This is a genomic window from Robbsia sp. KACC 23696, from assembly GCF_039852015.1.
Lineage (GTDB): Bacteria > Pseudomonadota > Gammaproteobacteria > Burkholderiales > Burkholderiaceae > Robbsia.
The window spans coordinates 601,165-617,085 of the sequence record NZ_CP156627.1 but is presented as its reverse complement, the minus strand read 5'-3'; the positions used below and the strand labels follow the sequence as shown (position 1 = coordinate 617,085).

At 61.2% G+C, this 15,921-nt stretch carries 14 protein-coding genes and 1 pseudogene; 7 read left to right on the top strand and 8 right to left on the bottom strand.

The genetic code is table 11. The features are described from left to right. Positions 1 to 247: 247 nt before the first annotated feature. The 4 genes and pseudogenes from ABEG21_RS17555 to ABEG21_RS17540 form a co-directional block, all read right to left on the bottom strand. On the bottom strand, positions 248 to 1,144 hold the full coding sequence (locus ABEG21_RS17555; RefSeq protein ID WP_347557913.1) for an oxidoreductase: 897 nt from the start codon (positions 1,142 to 1,144) through the stop codon (positions 248 to 250). A gap of 91 nt (positions 1,145 to 1,235) precedes the next feature. Beyond that, positions 1,236 to 2,003 (bottom strand): annotated as a pseudogene (locus ABEG21_RS17550) (GntR family transcriptional regulator). A gap of 187 nt (positions 2,004 to 2,190) precedes the next feature. Next, positions 2,191 to 3,900, bottom strand: a complete 1,710-nt coding sequence (locus ABEG21_RS17545; protein ID WP_347557912.1) for a dihydroxyacetone kinase family protein — start codon at positions 3,898 to 3,900, stop codon at positions 2,191 to 2,193. Between the two features lie 29 nt (positions 3,901 to 3,929). Then, the gene (locus ABEG21_RS17540) at positions 3,930 to 5,489 is read right to left on the bottom strand and encodes an FGGY family carbohydrate kinase (RefSeq protein WP_347557911.1); all 1,560 of its coding nucleotides are present in this window, start codon (positions 5,487 to 5,489) and stop codon (positions 3,930 to 3,932) included. Between the two features lie 93 nt (positions 5,490 to 5,582). Here ABEG21_RS17540 and ABEG21_RS17535 point away from each other — a divergent pair, with 93 nt between their 5' ends. Then, positions 5,583 to 6,047 carry a hypothetical protein gene (locus ABEG21_RS17535; RefSeq protein ID WP_347557910.1) on the top strand — a complete coding sequence of 155 codons (465 nt, stop codon included), beginning with the start codon at positions 5,583 to 5,585 and terminating at the stop codon, positions 6,045 to 6,047. Positions 6,048 to 6,178: 131 nt separating this feature from the next. Continuing rightward, positions 6,179 to 6,550 (top strand): zinc-binding dehydrogenase, encoded by a 372-nt coding sequence (locus tag ABEG21_RS17530; protein ID WP_347557909.1) that lies wholly within the window; start codon positions 6,179 to 6,181, stop codon positions 6,548 to 6,550. A 69-nt stretch (positions 6,551 to 6,619) separates the two neighbouring features. On the opposite strand, the gene ABEG21_RS17525 is transcribed toward ABEG21_RS17530, so the two are convergent. Further along, positions 6,620 to 6,805, bottom strand: a complete 186-nt coding sequence (locus ABEG21_RS17525; RefSeq protein WP_347557908.1) for a tautomerase family protein — start codon at positions 6,803 to 6,805, stop codon at positions 6,620 to 6,622. A 111-nt stretch (positions 6,806 to 6,916) separates the two neighbouring features. On the opposite strand from ABEG21_RS17525, the gene ABEG21_RS17520 reads away from it, so the two are divergent. Next, entirely contained in the window at positions 6,917 to 7,813 is an 897-nt protein-coding gene (locus ABEG21_RS17520; RefSeq protein WP_347557907.1) for a LysR family transcriptional regulator, read from the top strand. Positions 7,814 to 7,896: 83 nt separating this feature from the next. On the opposite strand, the gene ABEG21_RS17515 is transcribed toward ABEG21_RS17520, so the two are convergent. Next, the gene (locus ABEG21_RS17515; protein WP_347557906.1) at positions 7,897 to 8,892 is read right to left on the bottom strand and encodes an N-carbamoyl-D-amino-acid hydrolase; all 996 of its coding nucleotides are present in this window, start codon (positions 8,890 to 8,892) and stop codon (positions 7,897 to 7,899) included. A 439-nt stretch (positions 8,893 to 9,331) separates the two neighbouring features. Here ABEG21_RS17515 and ABEG21_RS17510 point away from each other — a divergent pair, with 439 nt between their 5' ends. After that, positions 9,332 to 10,360: a threonine/serine dehydratase gene (locus ABEG21_RS17510; RefSeq protein WP_347557905.1), complete on the top strand. Its 1,029-nt coding sequence runs from the start codon at positions 9,332 to 9,334 to the stop codon at positions 10,358 to 10,360. Positions 10,361 to 10,389: 29 nt separating this feature from the next. Here ABEG21_RS17510 and ABEG21_RS17505 read toward each other — a convergent pair whose 3' ends face one another. Next, a complete protein-coding gene (locus tag ABEG21_RS17505) occupies positions 10,390 to 11,277 on the bottom strand; it encodes a helix-turn-helix domain-containing protein (protein WP_347557904.1) in 888 nt (295 codons plus the stop codon). A gap of 184 nt (positions 11,278 to 11,461) precedes the next feature. On the opposite strand from ABEG21_RS17505, the gene pobA reads away from it, so the two are divergent. Continuing rightward, entirely contained in the window at positions 11,462 to 12,646 is a 1,185-nt protein-coding gene (gene pobA, locus ABEG21_RS17500; protein WP_347557903.1) for a 4-hydroxybenzoate 3-monooxygenase, read from the top strand. A 30-nt stretch (positions 12,647 to 12,676) separates the two neighbouring features. Here pobA and ABEG21_RS17495 read toward each other — a convergent pair whose 3' ends face one another. Continuing rightward, positions 12,677 to 13,711 carry a Gfo/Idh/MocA family oxidoreductase gene (locus ABEG21_RS17495; RefSeq protein WP_347558070.1) on the bottom strand — a complete coding sequence of 345 codons (1,035 nt, stop codon included), beginning with the start codon at positions 13,709 to 13,711 and terminating at the stop codon, positions 12,677 to 12,679. Positions 13,712 to 14,097: 386 nt separating this feature from the next. On the opposite strand from ABEG21_RS17495, the gene ABEG21_RS17490 reads away from it, so the two are divergent. Both ABEG21_RS17490 and ABEG21_RS17485 read left to right on the top strand, forming a co-directional pair. Further along, the gene (locus ABEG21_RS17490) at positions 14,098 to 15,345 is read left to right on the top strand and encodes an aconitase X (protein ID WP_347557902.1); all 1,248 of its coding nucleotides are present in this window, start codon (positions 14,098 to 14,100) and stop codon (positions 15,343 to 15,345) included. Between the two features lie 34 nt (positions 15,346 to 15,379). Then, on the top strand, positions 15,380 to 15,829 hold the full coding sequence (locus tag ABEG21_RS17485; RefSeq protein ID WP_347558069.1) for a DUF126 domain-containing protein: 450 nt from the start codon (positions 15,380 to 15,382) through the stop codon (positions 15,827 to 15,829). Positions 15,830 to 15,921: the final 92 nt, after the last annotated feature.

The following is a 15,921-nucleotide window of genomic DNA, read 5'->3' as shown; positions in this document are numbered from 1 at the left end:
CTCGCTGGGAATCGATGCGGTCTTGCCGTCCTTGTCGACGATCGGATCGGATCTCCGATTGTCGAATACGAATCACGCGCAGTTCATCGTGACGAGCTTTATTGCCGGCATGGCGTCGTCGCTCGTTGCGTCGATTCCGATGACGTCGCCTCGCTGCTCGCTACCGCCGTGGGCGCCCTTTTCGACGGCGGCCCGATTCCCCTCGTCTGCGCCACCTTCGTCTTCTCGCTACTGGCTTTCGCTTGCGTTAGCCCGGTCCGTCGCTGGCGGCCGCCAGCAGCGGCACGACCAGATCGCTGATCGGCGTTGGAACGCCATGGATACGCCCGTATCGCTGGATCACACCGTTCCGGCAATCCCATTCGAGCGGTCGGCCGGCGTGCCGGTCCGCGAGGATGGACGTGCCCAGATCAGGCGGCGAGCGATGAAAGCCGTCGATGATCTCCTGTGGTGCCGCATCGTTTAAAGCCGCCCCCTCGGCACGGGCGACGGCAAGACACTCGCGTGCGTAAGCCAGCGCCAGCGTCGTGATGTCGGTGCGCGCGTACATGCCTGCGCGGCGACCGGTCAGCACCATCAAACCCGCCACTGCATTCTGGAGCAACTTGCGCCAGGCCAGCGTGGTGAAGTCCTTTGCGACATCGACCGAACACCGCGTCCCCTCCAGCGCCGCAACCACCCGCTCGGCGCCGGCATTATCCGGTAGCGTAATGCGCGGCTGACCGCGCAAGCGCACCGACGCGTCCGCTTCGCGCTGGGCCGGAAACCAGACCACGGCAGGGAGCACCGTGCCGCCGGAGACGAGCGGCGCGAGGTTCGCTTTTTGCTCGACTCCGTTTTGCAGCGCGCAGATAACCGAGTCCGGCCCGCACAAGGCCGCGAGCCACGGTGCGGCGGCCTCGATCTGCGTCGTCTTGACCGCGACGAAGATAAGGTCGAATGGCGTATCGATCGTGCGCGGGTCGGTCAGGACCGGTCCCGGGACGACGATCGGTTCGCCGTCCACGTGCAACGTCAACTGGTTGAGCGCGGAACGGCCGCAAATCGTCGGCGTGCGGCCGGCCTCGTGCAGCGCGGCCGCCACCGTCGTACCGATCGCACCGGGCCCGATCAGCGCGATAGTGGGCGTGTTAGACAGGGTCATTGCTTTCCTTCGTCGTGCGCTGGGAACCGGGTGGGGGACGCCGATTCCAGCCGATCATCATCAGAGGGGCGCTCGACAGTGCGCGCCCGCGTCAATCGTTGCCGTTCGACATCGCTTCGACGGCAATCTGGACCACGTCGCTCTTGATCCAGGAGGTGTAGAAATCGAAGGGCTTGCCGCGCTTGTCCCAGGAGACCGAGGTGACCAGCAGCAGCGGTTCGCGGTCCGGGGTTTTCAAGACGCGGGCGGCATCGCCTTCGGCCGCGACGGCCGCCACGCTTCGACGCGCGCGCGCCGTCTCGAAGCCGCCTAGCCGCAAGGCCCGTGTCAAGGAGCCTTAGCCACTGAGCACGTCGCTCTCCCGCAGCGTGTTTTCCAGCTCCGGCAGCAGGTAATTCACCGAGTAGAGCGCCAACTTGCCGTCCAGGCGCCGCACGCGCGCCAGCATGAAGCCGGGGGCATTGGCGGGCAGTCCCAGCGCGTCGGACGCGGCGGGAGGTAATTTGCAGCGCTTGGCGGTGAGAACGCGCGTCTCCACGCCGTCGCGTTTGTGATCGAATTCGGCTTCCAGAAACCCCCGCGCCGACTGCAGTAACCAGCCCGATTGCGCAGGCTCCGCGACGAATGCCCCGCGGCGCGGCACGACCTTGATCCGACCTTGATCCTGCAGATGCCGTAACGTCTCGCGTACCGTGGAACGGGCCAGATCGTAGTCGCGGCACAGGTCGCTCTCGGTGGGCAGGCGGTCGCCCGGGCCGAAGGCGCCCCGGTCCATTTCCGTCTCCATCATCTGCGCCAATTGCAAGTAGTAGGGGACCGCCGACGTACGGTCGATGCGGGTATCGTTCAAAGCACTCATAGGCGGGCGTTCTTCAGGGCAAGGTCCAGGCCGGGTCCGGCAAGCCATCGTCAGGCCGAACGTGCGCGCCGCTTGGGCGATGCGTCAAGCGGACGTGCACGCGCATGTCCGTATTGTACGTGCAGCCGGCAACAGGATGACGCACCACATCGGGTATCACCTAAGCCGCCCGATCGACTGCATGCGATCAGCGCGGACCGATAAAGGGGGTCAATGCACGCAGCCACATCCACACAGCCGCGGCGCCGCCATCCGGCGCCCCCTTTGCGCGATCGCCCAGATAGCTGGCGCGTCCGGCGCGCGGCGACATCTGTGCGGTCGCTTCCGCGCCTTGTTCGGCTGCGTCCACGGCGGCGCGCCATGCGGCGTTGACATCGTCACCCGCTTGCAACCTCGCCGCAAAGGTGTCGGACGCCGGGATAAGCGAATCGAGCATGGTTCGATCGCCCGCCTTCGCGCCACCCAATTCGCCGATGGCGGCGACGGCCTGCTTGAACGCATTGGCCCAGTCGACGTCTCGTGGGCTGTCTCCCTGTTGCAGGCACCGCGCGGCACGCATCAGAGCCGTGGCATAAAACGGCCCGGAGCTGCCGGCGATGGCTTTGCGCAAGGCCAGGCTGAGGCCCGCCAATGCCGCGGCGGGGGAGGTCAGCACCGCGTCATCGACGGCGTCGATCGCATGGGCGGCGCGCGTCATGCTGGCACCGAGATCGCCATCACCCGACAAGGAGTCCAGTTCCGTCAGCCGCGGTTCATTGTCGAGCAGCGTCTTCGATACGGCGCTCAGCGCCGGGCGGATCGCCGCGATCCAGCGCCGCGCATCGGCGCTGTCCGCCGCCGGGGCGGTACTCGACGGCAAGGTGGGAGACGGCAGGCGGATGGTGTCGTTGGTGTCGCCGGCACCTGGCCAGGCACGGGCCGTCGTCGCCGCATCGAGCAATGCCAGTCGCGCATCGTCGGTGCGCATCAATGAGATAGAGCAGCCGGCCATATCGAGTGCGCTCAGCAGCGTGCCGCTCCAGGCGCGCGTCACGGACATGCCGCGTTTGACGACTTCGTCGTAGGCATCGCGCAAGACGATGTCCAGTTCCATCTGCGGCGTTGCACCCAGCCCATTGACCAGCAAGGCGACGGAGGCGCCGGATTCGAGCTGCAACGCTTCGACGATATTCGACACCAGCGTTTCAGCAAGCGCGCGCGACGTCATCGGTGCAACGCGTCGCACGCCTTTTTCGCCGTGGATGCCGAGTCCCAATTCGATCTCGTCCTCGGCCAGCGTGAAGCTGGCTTTATCGGCGCCCGGCATCGTGCAACCACTCAGTGCCACGCCCATGGTGCCGAGCACGGCCGCTGCCTCTCGGGCCAGCGTCGCGACTTCTTCGAGCGTCAGGCCGCGCGCCGCCGCCGCACCGGCGATCTTGTGGATCAGGACGGTCCCGGCGATCCCGCGGCGTCGGTTCTCGTGCGTGTCGGCGCGTAGCGATACGTCATCGGCGACGCTGACGATCTCCACCGGAATCCCTTCCGCGCGGGCCAGTTCCGCGGCAAGGCCGAAGTTCAGCTTGTCGCCGGTGTAATTCTTGACCACGAGCACCGCGCCCTTCGGGCCGGCCGTGGCGATGATTGCCGCCAGAACGGCATCGGTCGAGGGCGAGGTGAAGACTTCGCCGCATACCGCCGCGCTGAGCATCCCCTCGCCGACATAGCCGGCATGCGCCGGTTCGTGACCGCTGCCGCCGCCAGAGATGATGGCGACGGGACGGTCCGGGCCGGATGGCAGATCGGTGCGAACCAGAATGTTGTCATCGCCAAGAATGGCGGTATGCGGACGTTGACGGGCAATGCCTTCGAGCATGTCCCGTACGACCGTGTCAGCGTGATTGATCAGTTTTTTCATGGGAGTCGGAGAGTCGTATTAGAGACGCATCATGCTGAGTCGTGGTCCGCCAAGGTCGTCAGCTCGGCGCTGGCGTATTCGCGGAATGTCGGATAGATCCGGTCGTAGGCATCGCGCCAGGCGGGCACCGGATCGAAGCGATGGGTCTTGCGGACAAAGCCGTGATGCGGTGTTGACGGCTGCGCTGACAGCGATGCGGTGCCGACCAGCGCTTGCGCGGTCACCGCCGCGTCGCGCGCGATCAACGCAACGCCCAGAGCAGTCAGCTCATCTTCCTCCACCGCGTACACCTGCCTGCCAAAGACGCTCGCCCGCAACTGCAGCAGGGCGGTCGATCGTGCCCAACCTCCTACGACATACACGGGCGCGTCCGCTGCCAGCCCCGCCGATTCGCCACCCGCCGCGTGGGCCATCGCGATCGCATCGCGCATGCAGCGCGCGTAGAGACAGCCCGCTTCCAAGGCAAGACGCAGATGACGTTCGTCCACAGCGCGTGTCGACATCGTATGGTCCGCCTGCAATGCATCATGCAGGGACGCTGTAATCGCTTGCACATTGCCCGGCGTGCCGCCCGCATGGTCCTGTGACAGATAGCGCTGCAGCACGTTCTCCGCGCCTGTTGCATCGCCGCTTTGCCGACGGAACGGCGCCAGCGATGCGGCAAATTCGAAGACGCCGAGGCAAGCGAGACCCGGCTTGCCGCTAACAGGCACCGAGAAGGCGATAAAAGGATCCGTGCGCGGCGAGATCGATGCAATCTCATCGTACATCAGGTTGGCCGTGCCCAAGGAATCGACGATCGCATCGGGACGCAATCGCTTGATTGCCGACGCGGCCACGGGATGGTCATGGCCACCCGCGATCACCAGCGTGTCGCCGTCCGCCGCACCGCTCGAGAGCAAGCGACCGACGCACACGACACCAATGACATCGCCCGCGCTGCTGACGGCAGGCAGCGGCGGCGCGCCGCAAGCGGCCAGCATTGGCGCGCTCCAACGCCGCGCGAACACGTCGTAGCAAGCGGTACGGGCCGCCAAGGTTTCACTAATGAAGGGCGTCTGCGCCCACCAGGCGGCCGGGTAGTCGGTCAAGGTCAGCCAAAACGCAGCGCGACCCATCGCGGCTTGCCGATGACGACGCAGCCAGCGCCATTTAGCGGCGGTTCGGGAGAAGTCGAGTTTCACGCCGGCCGTCACTTTGATATCGGCCAGCTCACCCAGCGTTTCGTCCAGCGTGGCCAGGGCGTCGGCGCGACGGTCGAACCAGGGTATCGCCGTATCGAGGGGGCGCAGCGCCGCGTCTACCGGCACCCCATCCTCGCCGACACCGGTGACGGCGATCGCGGCAATCGGCGCGCCTGCGCCGGTCTTGTGCCAGCCTTCGATGATCAGGTCTTCGAGCGTGGCGACCAGCGGGGAGACATCGGTTGCGATCGCGTCTTTCCCGCCGTCGGTATCGTCCACGCGCGGCATCGCGATCGCTTTCGTCCACAGCGTGCGTGCCGTTTCGTCGATCAGGATCACCTTGACATTGGTGGAGCCGACATCGATTCCGCAGAAGATGCGTTGTTGTCTCGGGTTGGATGCCACGGTTTTCTTGTCCCCTCTTTGTCTCTTTTCACTAGTTGAAATCGATCGATACCGCATCGCGCCGCAAGGGCGCACTAAACGAGGAAATCTGACATGTCCATGGAATACCGCCTTCGCCGCACACTGCCTTCGGATCGCGTCGCGATCATCATGCCGGTGGACCACGGTCTGATCTTCGATCGTATCGAAGGCTTGGAAAGACCGTCGTCGCCGTTCGCCACCTGGGGCAAGTCCAGCGATGTGACGGGCTTCATGATGACGCCCGGACAGGTCCGGCAGAGCGCGCGGCTCTTCGCGGCGCATCCGCATCTCACGCGCGTGCTGACGATCGATACCTACTACGACTACCGTGAACAGGATGGTCGCGGCAGCCATGGACTGATCACGACGGTGGAAGACGCCGTCCGCATGGGCGTGGACGCCGTTGCGCAAACCATTCGCTCGGGCGCGCGCGGGGTGATCGTCGGTTGCAATATCTGGCAGCGCGAGCTCAGCCAGGGCAAGCGGGTTCTCGAAAAAATCGGTGCGTTCACGCGCGAACGAAAGTTCAACGACTGATCTCTCAAAAATCTGCCTAGGGTCATCCGGGGCTGTCTGGCCGCACAGGGCCACCCTATACTTCCTTCGTCGGTATTGTACGTACAGTACCTTCAATCGAAGTACCGGCCTTCGACCTGACGTTAGAAAACGTGGAGAGACACACCCCGGAGGCAGTCGTCGAAGAACGCTATGACATCGTATTCGAAGCCGCCGGTGCGATGCCGGCGCTGGAGTTGGCCTTGTCGCTAGTGCGCAAGACCGGCACGCTCGTCCAGGTTGGCGTGCATGACACCGATGCGACGATCGCGGTCCACCCGTTCAAGGTTTATGAGCACGAGTTGCGTATCGTCGGATCGAATTCGCTGGCCAACCGTTTCAGTGCCGCGGTCGAAATCATGCCCGACCTCGTGGGCAAGGTACCGCTGCTGCTCGGCAAGCCATTTTCCGTATGGGAATTCGCGGCGGCCGTGCAGAGCATGACGTCGAGCGCGACGATCAAGACGCAGTTGCATTTCGATTAGACGGTTCGCCCGAAAGCCCGAACGAGTAGCGCGTTGTGAGACAAACGCGAAAGACATTGCGCCGGCCTTTTACGTGTCCGATTTCAATGTGCCCGCTACGGACCACGCGTCCTTCGGCGTCTCCCGAATGATGATCTCGACCAGCTCGGGCGGACAGGCCAGCGCATCGACGACGGCGCGGGTGATGCCTTGTACCAGCTCCCGCTTTTGCGTCAACGTCTTGCCGGGGTGCATATCGATTTGCAGGATGGGCATAATGGCTCCTTTGGTTAGCGTCTCGGTGACGCGTGAGCAGCCATTATCGGGAGAGAGGCGGCGTGAATAAACGAGCGGTGGGTTGGGACATTCGAAACCAAGGGGTATCGAATGGCGGATAAGCTGGCGGGTATGCAAATGTTCGTGCGGGTGGTCGAAGCGGGCAGTTTCGCCTCGGCGGCGGCGATCAGCGACGTGACCCCGACGATGGTGGCCAAGCATATTCGCGAAATAGAGCAGCGCTTGGGCGCCAAATTGCTGCATCGGACTACGCGTCGGCATCAACTGACGGAAGTTGGCGCCCTATATTACGAGCGCTGCAAGCGTGCGCTGCACGAATTCGAGCAGGCCGAGGCCAGTGCAGCGGAGTTGCGAAGTACGCCGCGCGGCACCTTGCGGATCGTCGCGCCCGTTAGTTTCGGCAGCGAAAGGCTGACGCCCGTGTTGACGGAATATCTCGAAATACATCCGGAAGCGAACATCGATCTGGTCCTCGACAATGCGCCTATCGACGTGATTCGCGAGGGTTATCACTTGGCCATTCATATCGGCGATATCGACAGTGCTGACTTGGTCGCGCGGCCGTTGAACGCGTATCGCCGGATCCTTGCTGCCTCGCCCGATTATGTGAAGCGATATGGACAACCCGAAACGCCGGAGCAATTACGCGAGCATCGCTGTCTCGGGCTGTCCTATTGGCGAACGCGGGAGTTTTTCTGGACCCTGGTAGGTCCCGATGAGCAGCAATGTCATGTTCCGGTGAAGGGACGGTTCACTGCGAGCGATGGGAGGGCGTTGCGTGCTGCCGCGCTGCAAGGCGTCGGTATCGCCTTGCAGCCGGAGTTGCTGCTGGCGGACGATATTGCGTCGGGACGCCTGCTGCCGATCCTGCCAGCGTGGTGTTACGCCGCCGCGCCAATGTATCTTGTGCATGCGCGTGATCAGCGGCCTACCGCCTTGCTGCGTACGGCGATCGACTTTTTGACGGCGCGCTTTACCTCGTCTTGAAAATGCATGCCGACAAGCACGCGACATGGACGCAGAAGCCGCGGTGCGTAGGTCGATCGACCTACGCACCCCTGACACCGCGATCAGGCCTTCGTAGACGGCGTCCAGACGGGCGGTGCGACGCTGCCCGTCTGCGTCGTGATACGGCTGTAGGCTTCCAGGCGGCGATGCTGCGCGAAGTTGAAGATCGTGCTGCGGCCGAGTTCGCACATGCCCAGATCGCAGTCGGCCACGATGACGTGATCGTCGTTGCTCGTCGCCGTCGCCATGATTTCCCCTTGCGGGTTGACGATGATCGAGTGCCCCATCAGCTCGCAACCGTCTTCGATGCCGCCCTTCGCTACGCCCACGCCGAACGTCGCATTCTGATAGCAACCAGCCTGAATCGACAGTTGCGAATGGAAATTGCGCAGGTAGTGCGCTTCGAAGCCACGGTTTTCCTGATTCATCGCCGGCGTGTTGTACCCGAGCATGACCAGTTCGACTTGCTGCAGACCGAGTTCGCGCCACGCTTCCGGCCAGCGACGGTCGTTACACAGCAGCATCCCCACGTTCACCCCGTCGACATTGCCGACCGGTGCGCGCACCACCGGATAACCGAGGTTGCCCACCTCGAAATACCGCTTCTCCAGATGCTGCACTTTACGGATCGTCGAGAATTCCTTGTGGCCTGGCAGATGGACCTTGCGGTATTTCAGGACGATTTCGCCGTTCGGCGCGATGATCACCGAGGTATTGAAACGGCGTTTGCGAACCACGCCCGTTTCATCCGCCTCGTGAGAGATTTCGGCATAGCCCAGATAGCAGGTCAGCTGATAGCGTCGGATTGCGTCGAACAGCGGTTGCGTCGACGGCGAGGGCAGCGTTTCGTCGAACCATTCGTCCGCGTCGTCGAGGTCTTCGACATACCAGCGCGGGAAAAACGTCGTCAAGGCCAGTTCAGGGAAGACCACAACGTTGGCGCCGTGCCGATGCGCCTTCTCGAGCAACGCAACCATGCGCTGAACGACCGATTCGCGCGTGTCCGCTCTTTGGATGGCGCCGAGTTGGGCTGCTGCAACTGTGATGAGACGTTTCATGGCGATGTAGATGATTTATTGTGGCGGTGACCTGATCGAAAGGGCGGTGTGTTCTGCCCGGAAGCACCCGGCCCGTTCTTTTCATCAGAAATGACAATAAGTCGAATTTAAATCACAGTCCCGTTTTAGCGAGAGTAACTATATATAGGTAGTGGTTAACCTTTCGTTATGGCTGGTCAAATCCGAGGGCGCCGCAGCGGGATCGGCGGGCCCAGTGGGCACCGTTTTGGTGCGGACGGTCGCCCAGACCGGGTCGGCATCGGACCTCGCTTAACGTCATGTTAAAAGGCATCGACAAATCGGCATATGACAAAACCATTGCTGCTGACAACAATGAGGCCACGTGACAGGCAATGCTGCCTGAACCGATCGATTCCAACCGGTGGGGCCTACCCGTGATGCCGGCCGGACGTTCTTCTTATTAACCCGTCGTGGCCGTGTGAGCGGCAGAACGGCGTACGTTTTCAAGGTCGACAAGATGTTGTCTTATCGCATGCCGCTTGCACAGGATGTTCTCGACGCGGCGGAACTGCTGGCCGGCGTGGCCGTACGCACCCCGGTGGTCCGCTCCGATGCGCTCGATGCGATGACGGGCGCCCAGGTATTCGTCAAACTGGAAAGCCTGCAGCATACGGCCGCCTTCAAGTTCCGAGGCGCCTACAACTGCATGGCGCGCTTGGACCGCGCGACCTGTCCGGATGGCGTCGTTGCCTATTCGACCGGCAATCATGGTCAGGCGATCGCGACGGTCGGCCGCATGCTGTCGATTCCGACGATCGTCGTGATGCCGTCGAATGCGCCGGAAAACAAAGTGGAGAAGGCACGTGTCGCCGGTGCGCGCATCGTTCGTTACGATCGCGAGACGCAAAGCCGGGAAGCGGTTGCCGAAGCGCTGGCACGCGAAGGACAGTATCAGGTCGTGCCGCCAGGCGATCATCACCATGTGATCGCCGGCCAAGGCACCTTGGCCTTGGAAGCGCTGGAACAGGTGGGCGGCGAGGTCGACGCGATCATTGCCCCTTGCGGCGGCGGTGGGATGAGCGCCGGGATCAATCTGGCAGTCGAGGCAGCGGGCTCGCGCGCGCAGGTCTGGGCCGCCGAGCCCAGCGACTTCGACGATACGCGCCGGTCGTTGGTGAGCGGGCAGCGTGAATCGAATGCGTCGGGTCGTGTCTCGATTTGCGACGCCTTGTTGGCACCGTTGCCGGCCGAGCTGCCGTTCTCGATTAACAGCAAGCGCCTCGCCGGCGTGTTGACCGCGGACGATGACGCGGTGCGTCGCGCGATGGCGTTTTGCTTCGACGCGTTCCGCGTCGTCGTCGAGCCGGGTGGCGCCGTCGCGCTGGCGGCGATGATGAGCGATCCGGCAGCGCACGCGCTGGTCGGCAAGCGCGTCGTCGTCGTGGCATCGGGCGGGAATGTCGATGCGTCGGTGTTTGCCGATGCGATCCGACCTGCAGCCAAGTGATGCATCAGCGGTACGGCGCGGCTTAGGTGCTAGTCCGTACTGCGCGTATTGCGGAAGTCTTTCGGCGTGAAGCCCGTCAGGCGTTTGAAAAAGCGCGTGAAGTAGGTCGCCTCGGAGAAGCCGAGAAGATCCGCGATCTCGTTGATGCCGAGTGTCGTATAGACGAGGCTGCGTTTTGCTTCGAGGACGACGCGCTGATGCAGTACATCCAGCGCCGTCAGGTTCAGCACGCGGCGACAAATCGTATTCAGATGCGTGGTCGTGATGCCGAGCCGGTCGGCATACTGCTGAATCGACCAGTGATCGCGATATTGCGCTTCGATCAAACGCGCAAAGGCGGACAGATAGAGCTGGCCCCGATCGCGCGGTGCTTCCGGCGTCTTCTCCTGCAGGATCTGCCGACCCAACCAAACGATTAGCGCACTCGTTAGCGAGCGCAGCAGCAGATCGCGCGCCGGCGCCACCGTCTGGTATTCGCGATTCAGCGTATCGCTGAGCATGTCGATATAGCCCTTGTCGGGACCGACCGGATAACACTCGGGCGTCAGCAGCATCGGATGATTGGCCCCGAGTTCTTGTTGAATACGTTCCAGCAAAGGCAGGGCCAACGTAAACACATAGCCGTCGACGTTTTCGCTGAAGCGAAAGCCGTGCACACACATTGGTGGCACGATCAGCATCGACGGCGTTTCGATGCGGGTGTGTCTGCCTTCGATATCCAGGTCCGCCGTGCCCTGTCGGACATACAGCAGTTGCGCCAGATCGGCATGACGGTGCCGGCCGATTTCCCAGACGTAGAGACGGCTGCGCTCGGGGATGGACTCGCAGTGCATCAGGTCCAGCGTGGGCCATGCAAAGGCCTCACCGTACAGCTTATATACGGGAATATCCTGGCTTGCCAATTGGGGCGTGGTCATGGGTGCGTGTTCGCTTCTTGTCGGGCGCTATGGCCTGTTTCCAAAAGTGCCATTTTACCGACGATAAGGATCTTCCCCCTCCGCGTATTTTAGGAAAACATAGATGCAAGTGCGGTCGATTCAGCGCACATTGCCGCTGCGTCGCGTCCTAAAAATATAACGAAAATGGCTGGAGGAAGACGAAATGAACACCAGGATCGCCATCATTGGCGCCGGTCCGTCCGGATTGTTACTGGGCCAGTTGCTGCGCAATGCAGGTATCGATAATGTCATTATCGAGCGCCAGACGCCCGACTACGTATTGGGGCGCATCCGTGCGGGCGTCCTCGAACAGGGCACGGTCGACTTGATGCGGGAAGCGGGGGTGTCGGCGCGAATGGATCGCGAAGGCCTCGTGCACGAGGGCATCGATATGATTTATGGCGGTACCCGCGTGCACGTCGATCTGAAGCGGCTGAGCGGTGGAAAGACCGTCCTGGTCTATGGGCAGACCGAGATGACGCGCGACCTGATGGAGGCGCGCGGCATCGATGGCCCCGATATCGTGTATGCGGCAGAGGACGTCACGCTACACGATCTCGAAAGCACGCAGCCGTATGTGACATTTCGAAAGGACGGCGTGGACGTGCGCCTGGATTGCGACTATATCGCCGGATGCGATGGCTATCACGGCGTGTCTCGAAAAAGCATTCCCACTGCGCGTCTGCAGACGTTCGAACGTACCTATCCTTTTGGCTGGTTGGGTTTGCTGGCCGATACCCCGCCCGTCAATCACGAGCTGATCTATGCGCATCACCCGCGCGGCTTTGTCTTGTGCAGCCAGCGGTCGGCAACGCGGAGCCGCTACTACCTGCAAGTCCCCCTGACCGAGCAGGTGCAGAACTGGTCGGATGATCGATTTTGGGATGAATTGGGTCGTCGCCTGCCCGCCGATATCGCCAGTGCCTTGGTGACGGGGCCCGCCCTCGAAAAAAGCATCGCGCCGCTACGCAGTTTCGTTGTCGAGCCGATCCAGCACGGCCGTTTGTTTCTGCTTGGCGATGCGGCGCATATCGTGCCGCCCACCGGTGCGAAAGGGCTAAATCTCGCCGCGAGCGATGTCAACACCTTGTATCGCATCATGCTGGGTGTCTACGAACAAGGCCGCGACGATCTTGTCGAACGCTATTCGGCCATCGCGCTGAAGCGGATCTGGAAAGCGGAGCGTTTCTCCTGGTTCATGACGTCGCTGCTGCATGAATTCCCGGACAGCGATGCGTTTTCACGCCGCATGCAGGAAACGGATTTCCGCTACTTCACGGAATCCGACGCGGGGCTTCGCACCATCGCCGAAAACTATGTAGGGCTTCCCTACGCGTTTCCGGCTTGAGCGCCATCGACGGGAACGACTGCACGGCCCTCAGCCCAGTGCAACCGGCTTCTGCGAAGCGGCCGCTTCATGTACCGCGAAGGTGGCGGCCAAGGTCTGAGTAGCATCCTCGCCGGAGCAGAGTGGCGTTGCCTCGCCCGCGATGACGTGGGCGAAGTGGCTGAGTTGCTCGGCATAAGGGTCTTTGCGATGCGGCGTGGTCTGGTCCACGCTCAAGGGATCGTGCCAGCCCTTCTTTTCGCGATACTGCCACAGATGCAGCAGCGGCAAGGTCAGCGAGCCATCGGTGCCAGTCAGGAAATGCGTGTTGACCGATTGCTGTGGGTAGTGAGCGGCCTCGCCCGCTGCGAGATCCCAGTTCCACGGCGAGGCGGCCGTGTCGGAAACGGCCAATGTACCGAGCGCGCCGCTGGCAAAGCGCAGCAATACGGCGGCGCTATCCTCCACGGCAAATCCCCTGACCTTATTCGACGTTTGCGCTTGCACCTCGACGATCTCGCCCAGCAGATAGCGCAGCATGTCGATATCGTGAATCAGGTTGATCAACACCGGGCCGCCGCCGGCTTCACGGCGCCATGCCATCTCGAAATACGAATCGGGTTTGTAGAACGTCGCCATGGCCATGGCCGCGACAGGCTGTCCCAACGCGCCGGCGTCGACGATCGCGCGGGCGCGCTGCAGGATAGGATTGTGTCGGCGGTGATGGCCTACTAGCAGCGGCACGCCAGCTGCGGTCGCGGCGCGGCTGAGCGCGCGCGCATTTTCGACCGTATCGGCGATCGGTTTTTCCATCAAGACGGGAATGCCGCGTGCGATGCAATCGAGCCCGATCGGGCGGTGCGTCGCGTTCGGCGTGGCGACGATGACGCCGTGCGGCCGCGTGGCATCGAGCATGTCCGCGTGGTTGGCGAACCAGCGTAATCCCTCGGCCTTGGCATAGGCCTCACCGGCCGAGGTGGGGTCCGCTACTGCGAGCAACTCACACGTGGGATGCAGGCGCAGGCGCTCGACGTGCATCCGCCCAATCGCCCCAACGCCTATCACCGCAATCTGTGTCTTCTGCATCATCGTCTCCGGTTTTCATCTGTGTTCGATGCTGCGCGGCGCGAACGACGGCTCGGCTCGGCATTTTTCTAGAATGGTATTCCAATTTAATTTTTTATTTCAATAGGGGTGTTTGTGCGGGCGTGGGGATGGGATCTCGATTCCGTCAATCTCATTTGTTGGTCCTATCATCGACACGCTTGGTCAGCATTTGCTTCGGTTGAAATTGCCGATCCCTTGTCAACTGGCGTCAAATAGTTCGAGGCGGCACCTGGTCTATTTTCTACCAGAAATAAGGGACTAACAGCCTTTATGGTTCCAAAAAATCCAGTATGGACATATTTTATTTCCACATGTAGAGTCTGCTCACGTGATTCGGAATATCCGTCGCTACTGAGGAAAAGCAAATGTTGGACTTAAGTTCGCGAGACAAAGCGATGTTGGCGGGTGAGTTTGGATCGGGCGCAGCGCGGGCGATGCGCATTGTTGCGCGAACGGCAGAAGTGATGTCCGCGCAGACCCTCATCGACATTACCTCTGCACATATCGACGGCTGTTTGTACCACGGACAAACGAGCCTCGACTTCGTTGAGTTTTTTGTTGCCGCGGGGGCCGAAGTCGCCGTGCCAACGACGTTAAACGTAGGTTCGCTGGATCTCATACATCCTGAACTGTATAACGGCGATGCGTCAATACAGAGGGACGCGCAAAGACTGATGGACGCGCACCTCGCATTGGGTTGTGAGTCGAGCTTCACGTGCGCACCATATCAGTTGAAGAACCGTCCGAGCATAGGGCAGCAAATTGCGTGGGCAGAATCGAACGCCATCGTTTTTGCGAACTCGGTTCTAGGTGCGAGGACAAGCCGCTACGGGGACTTCCTCGACCTCGCGGCAGCCATTACAGGCCGTGCCCCATATGCTGGGTTACACGTAGCAGAGAACCGCGCCGCGCAGATTGTTTTCGACGTCGCCGACCTTTCGCATCTCCCTTCTCGCGATATTTATTTCGCGGCACTCGGTCTATTGATAGGCAAGGTTGCCGGGGCTGTTGTCCCAGCGATTCTTGGGCTGCCAGCGGACACTAGCGAAGACGAGCTTAAGGCCTTGGGTGCCGCAGCAGCCTCCAGTGGTGCAGTGGCACTTTTCCACGCTGTTGGCATAACACCCGAAGCCCCAACGCTGGATTCGGCTTTGCAAAGCAAGCAGCCTGTTATGAATGTGAGTGTTTCACTATCGGACCTTGACACAATCCGGAGCACCTTAAATACGGGTCGTGACGGAGATGAAATTGTTGCAGTCTCGCTTGGCACGCCTCATTTCTCCCTTTCCGAATTCCGGCGGCTAGCTGCAGTGCTCGACGAATATGAGGGGATGCCGAAAGCTGATTTCTATGTAAACACAAGTCGGTTCATCCTTTGGGAGCTCGAGGAAAGCGGTGAAGCGCAAGCATTCGCGGATCGAGGTATCCAGATCGTGGTTGACACGTGTACGTACATTACACCTGTCATGAAGAAGATGACTGGCTTAGTGATGACTAACTCGGGTAAGTGGGCATCCTACGCGCCGGCGAATATTGGGGTAAGCGTTGCTTACGGCAGTATGAACGAATGTGTTCGATCGGCTTTCGAAGGACGGGTGCGTTTCAATGGCTAAAAATATACAAGCCAGTGTGCGACAAGTGGATCAAATGGGCGTTGGAAAACGCGCCTTTTCCGTAGACGTTTTGGTGCCGGGTAGGGCGACTGGTGAGGCATTTCTGTTGGAGAAGCCACTCAGCTTCTGGGGTGGGTATGATTCAGTATCAGGGAAAATCATTGATCGGGATCACCCTCAAGCAGGAGAAAGCTTGACTGGGAAAATTATGGTGATGTCGCAGGCGAAAGGATCCAGCTCAAGCAGCAGCGTACTTGCCGAAGCGATTCGGAACGGAACGGGTCCTATCGGCATCGTTCTGAAGGAGCGAGATCTCATCATTTCGATAGGTTCGATTGTCGCGGCGGAACTTTATAACCTCGCAATACCGGTTGTTTGCTTATCGTCATGGTCGGACTTCAACGAAATTGGCGAATCCGGGATGAAAATTCGGATTGACGCTGATGACACCGGTGACGCCCCAAAGTTGTACTTCGAAGTGTGAAAAGCGGGTCTTTGGTCTGTTGCCGCGTAAAATTTTTTATGTAATTAGTTGTATGAAATAGTTTAACAACGTTCTAGCGGCTTTGTCATGAT

Coding starts and splice junctions, on each gene's coding strand:
- ABEG21_RS17555 (WP_347557913.1), bottom strand. CDS start 1,144: ATGACCCTGTCTAACACGCCCACTATCGCGCTGATCGGGCCCGGTGCG.
- ABEG21_RS17545 (WP_347557912.1), bottom strand. CDS start 3,900: ATGAAAAAACTGATCAATCACGCTGACACGGTCGTACGGGACATGCTC.
- ABEG21_RS17535 (WP_347557910.1), top strand. CDS start 5,583: ATGTCCATGGAATACCGCCTTCGCCGCACACTGCCTTCGGATCGCGTC.
- ABEG21_RS17525 (WP_347557908.1), bottom strand. CDS start 6,805: ATGCCCATCCTGCAAATCGATATGCACCCCGGCAAGACGTTGACGCAA.
- ABEG21_RS17520 (WP_347557907.1), top strand. CDS start 6,917: ATGGCGGATAAGCTGGCGGGTATGCAAATGTTCGTGCGGGTGGTCGAA.
- ABEG21_RS17515 (WP_347557906.1), bottom strand. CDS start 8,892: ATGAAACGTCTCATCACAGTTGCAGCAGCCCAACTCGGCGCCATCCAA.
- ABEG21_RS17505 (WP_347557904.1), bottom strand. CDS start 11,277: ATGACCACGCCCCAATTGGCAAGCCAGGATATTCCCGTATATAAGCTG.
- pobA (WP_347557903.1), top strand. CDS start 11,462: ATGAACACCAGGATCGCCATCATTGGCGCCGGTCCGTCCGGATTGTTA.
- ABEG21_RS17495 (WP_347558070.1), bottom strand. CDS start 13,711: ATGCAGAAGACACAGATTGCGGTGATAGGCGTTGGGGCGATTGGGCGG.
- ABEG21_RS17490 (WP_347557902.1), top strand. CDS start 14,098: ATGTTGGACTTAAGTTCGCGAGACAAAGCGATGTTGGCGGGTGAGTTT.
- ABEG21_RS17485 (WP_347558069.1), top strand. CDS start 15,380: ATGGGCGTTGGAAAACGCGCCTTTTCCGTAGACGTTTTGGTGCCGGGT.